This window comes from Pedobacter sp. 05L430, from assembly GCF_056397585.1.
Genome location: NZ_JBFTNT010000353.1, coordinates 1 through 4,013, shown reverse-complemented (window position 1 = coordinate 4,013; position 4,013 = coordinate 1). Strand labels below are relative to the sequence as shown.

The window sequence follows — 4,013 nt, the reverse complement described above, 5'->3', positions numbered from 1 at the left end:
ATTCTGCAACGGGCTGATGTTCAACAGCAATCCTTGCAGCATAACGAATATAACGATCTTTGTTTTTCAGGTTTGGCCAGGCTATGTTAATTGCCTCTGGATTAGGCGTAGTATGAAACTCTTCCAATTGCTTCCTCAGGTTGCGTGCTTCGAGCACACTTGCTGTTGCATTGGTTGGCAATTCTTGGTTTGGCAAGGAATTATCACCATAATAAACTCTGTATAGATCAGATTCAAGCTCACGTCCTCCGGTTAAAAAGTAAAGTGCTCCATCAGGTCCAATCAAACCGTCGGTAAGCGGTAAAGGCTGTCCCGATAAAAATTCCTCTGCTGTTGTTTTATAAGAGGATCCATCGGGAATAAGCTGTACGGAGTAAATGATGCCAAAAGTCCAGTCGAAGGCTAATAAACCACGACGATATTTCTCTGGAAAACGAGCGTTATAACTGCTAACCAGGTTCGTAGGTGAGCCCTGACCAACGTTTAATATAGCAGGAAGATTATCAATATAACTTGGTGCCCAATTGGTATTTCCGGAGCGCCAGCCAAATTCACTTCCGCTGGGAGAATGAGAAATTCTGGTAGGTTTATACCATGGCATCCCCATATCCCATTCCATGTCGCCATCGTAAACAAACATTTCTCCATCTTCATTAAAGGCAAAATCATATGGATTTCTATATCCTGCACTTACTAATTCCCACTTTGCTCCTTCCGGGTCGGTTTTCATTACAAAGGCTCCTGGCGCAAAACGGTCTGTAGCATGTCCATTAGGGTCTTTTATGGTTGCCAATGCGTTGTCTTCTTTCCAGGTTTTAGGTAGGCGGTAACTGTCCATTTCCGGCATATCTGTATAATTACCTGCAATCATGTAAATTGACTTTTTATCAGGAGAAAGCACAATACTGTGGGGGCCATGTTCGCCTTCACCGATTAATGCTTTCATCAATGTTACTTTATCGAATTGATCATCACCATCGGTATCCTGTAACCGGTAAAGTCCACTTCCGCTTTTAAACTTATCGTCGCTATTGTGATTAACCATTRCGTATAAGCTATTGAAGGCGTAAAGCAAACCATGGGCATACCCCATCCCTACTTTAGCGTTTGTTGAATCGCCAACAATTAGTTTTTCTACCTTTACTTTAACCTTGGTGGTATCTGCACCTATTGGGGGTATTTCCAGCCTGTATAAAAAGCCATACTGATCTGAAGTAATTATCCGCCCTTTATTATCAAAGGTCATGGCTACCCATGATCCGGTTTTACTTTCAGATGGGCTGTATAAATGTTCCGCTTTAAAATTTGGTAAAAGTTTTAGTTTTTCAACTTTTGGTCCTGGATTATCTTTCTGGAAAGTGGTGAAGGAAACACCGATAAGAATGAGTAATAAAAATACTACAGATAATTTAACAGACCTAGTTCTGTTTGATTTCATGTGGGTTGGTTTATTTGTGTGTTTGGTATAACAAGAATATCGTAAATAGATGAAATACGCAACCTGTGCTGTCCTGTACTGACATGCTCTGGTTATCTTTTATCTTTTCTGACATATCACTTTAAACAAAACAACACATTGAATGTACTAATAAGACAAAACAGCACTTAATCTTAAATATCGTTTGTACTTTTTGATAAAATAATTAGCTTTATAAAAGAAGCCAAATATTAAAATGAAGAATTACCAGAAATATCTTAACATTAGTGAATTCGAAAAAAATTGGGGATTTTACATCAATACGGTTGGTTCKGCAAAGGTAGAGCCTAATAAAAATTACCCAAACAATCGTGAGCATCCAATAGATCACTCCTTTACCTGGGATAAGGGCAGAATACTAGACGGCTATTACCTGGTTTTCATAACAAAAGGCGAAGGTTTACTGGAATCTGCAAAAACCAAAGCCTATAACATTAAAGCTGGAACCTGTTTCTTTTTATTCCCAGGTGTATGGCACAGATACAAACCACACCCTCAACATGGTTGGGAAGAATATTGGGTAGGATTTAATGGGAGTTATCCTAATGAATTGATGAAAAAGGGAATATTTACCGCTGAGAATCCTTTTATTGATGTTGGCCTGAACGAAGATTTACTGCAGCTTTTTCATACACTTATCAAAACAGTTGCTGCTGCTGAAATTGGGTATCGTCAAATCGTTTCAGGGCTTACTCTTCAAATTTTAGGCTTGGTAAATGCCGTATCGAAATACAAAACACCTGATATCGGAAATCAATCTAAACTCATTTCGAAGGCCAAATTTCTTTTACAGGAATCCATTGAGAACCCAGTGAATTTAGAAGAAATGGTAAAGGATTTGCCTATGGGTTATTCGAGATTCAGGAAGATTTTTAAAGAAACGACAGGCTTATCACCAAATCAATATCACCTTAATCTGAGATTAGACAAAGCGAAGGATTTACTTACATCCACCAATTTAACCATTAATGAAGTGGCTTACCAAACAGGTTTTGATTCTATTTTCTATTTTTCGCGTTTGTTTAAGAAAAAGAACGGATTGCCACCTAAAGAATACAGGCTTCGTAAAGTATAAATTGATATTTAAGTTATTGATCTCAACAAATCCTTCATGTAGCTGTTGATTTCAAACTGATCTGCAACAGGCATCCCGTTTGAGGGTAATGTAACCATATACGGAGGCGGACCGAATTCTGGAGTAATGGTTAATAGCTCATCACCGACTTCTTTTTTATAGTCAATGATTTTACCCCACCACTCAAGAAATATCTGTGTAGCAGTTTGCCATTCTTTTACACGCGGGTCTGTTACTTGTGGTCCTTCAGGATAACCAACTCTTGCATGAATGTGTTCAGTTCTTTTTATGGCCTCTTCTAAAATATTAGGGCAATTCTCCAGATAGCTTTCGGTTACACAAACCCAATGAGAAAGATCGGCTGTGATTTTCATATCAGGCCTTAGCGCAAAAAGTTCCATTGCATTGTAAGGACTAAAACCTATCCTACCCCGATGGGTTTCGTGGGCAACCCTGATGTTCCTTTTTACGGAGAATTCCTGCGCTGTATCAATTACCCTTAATTGTTCATCTTTGGAGAAATAGTCTTTACCGCTATGCGAATTAATTAGTATCGGGTTACAGTCCATAGAGAGATTCAAATAATAATCAAAAGACTTACAAAAAGACTTAATATCGGTTCCTGTGGCTTGATGCTGATGACATACAATTGGAAATTGATATTCATCCAGAAGTCGGATAAACTTTTTACGTTCTGCAGCATCTTCCGGAATCCATGCATCAACGCCATCATAGCCTGCCTGTTTTACTTTTAGAAAAGAATCTTCAAGAGGAAGATGTTCAAGCCCCCAGAGTGTGCACAAAATTTGTGTTTTCATTTGTTTTGGATGYTTATTGATGTCTGTCGAAAAATATACCACTTACTGCAGCGTTCTCCCCACGTACATGGTTGATCCGAATTCGTATGCTTCCGGTATAATTAAAGATCAGATATTTTCCATTTTGATAATCCTTAATTAACTGAACAGGTGAGATGAGTTTAAGTGTATTGGCATCAAATACTTCTACGGCAGAGCGCCTTTCTTTGTTATCCCAATCTAAAAAATACAAAGCAATTTGATGGGACTGAGTTCCGGCAACCTGAACATCCATCGTTATGGTTTGCAAAGTGGGCGCAGGATCTTTAGTTACAACTGCACCAAAGGTACGGTTAGTACCTGTTGTGTTGCGGAGCACCCTATTGTCTGCCGGCAATTCCGAATGAACATTTGCCTCATTTCTTAACTTTACTGATGATACATAGACAGGCAATTTCTGTAAATGTTTATTATTTTGAAGGTAATTAAACAACACAAATCCTTCTTTGCCATAGCTACCCTTCCAATTTCCAGAAGTTAAACTATCTTGCCGGAAGATATTAATAGGGTAATTCCAGGGGATATCTTTTACTTGCGCCGCTTTATTTAATGTTTTATAAGTTATCTTATACTCGTATTTCCCTGGCGTTAGGTTATTTACATT

The 4,013-nt window shown here is 38.5% G+C and carries 4 protein-coding genes; 1 reads left to right on the top strand and 3 read right to left on the bottom strand.

Going from position 1 to position 4,013, the window contains the following annotated elements:
- A partial coding sequence (locus AC1DG9_RS24500) for a PQQ-dependent sugar dehydrogenase family protein (RefSeq protein ID WP_477635414.1) occupies nt 1-1,438 on the bottom strand: 1,438 nt, incomplete at its 3' end.
- Between the two features lie 235 nt (nt 1,439-1,673).
- Here AC1DG9_RS24500 and AC1DG9_RS24495 point away from each other — a divergent pair.
- Complete coding sequence (locus AC1DG9_RS24495) at nt 1,674-2,552, top strand: AraC family transcriptional regulator (RefSeq protein ID WP_172663680.1); 879 nt, start codon at nt 1,674-1,676, stop codon at nt 2,550-2,552.
- Nucleotides 2,553-2,560: 8 nt separating this feature from the next.
- Here the strand turns inward: AC1DG9_RS24495 and AC1DG9_RS24490 are convergent, their stop codons facing one another.
- Both AC1DG9_RS24490 and AC1DG9_RS24485 read right to left on the bottom strand, forming a co-directional pair.
- A complete protein-coding gene (locus AC1DG9_RS24490; protein WP_288880359.1) occupies nt 2,561-3,370 on the bottom strand; it encodes a sugar phosphate isomerase/epimerase family protein in 810 nt (269 codons plus the stop codon).
- A 13-nt stretch (nt 3,371-3,383) separates the two neighbouring features.
- Nucleotides 3,384-4,013, bottom strand: a 630-nt coding sequence (locus tag AC1DG9_RS24485; protein ID WP_477635413.1) for a hypothetical protein, incomplete at its 5' end; no start/stop codon positions are given.

Excerpts from the sequence above, each read along its gene's own strand:
- AC1DG9_RS24490 (WP_288880359.1), bottom strand. The coding sequence starts at position 3,370 with ATGAAAACACAAATTTTGTGCACACTCTGGGGGCTTGAACATCTTCCT.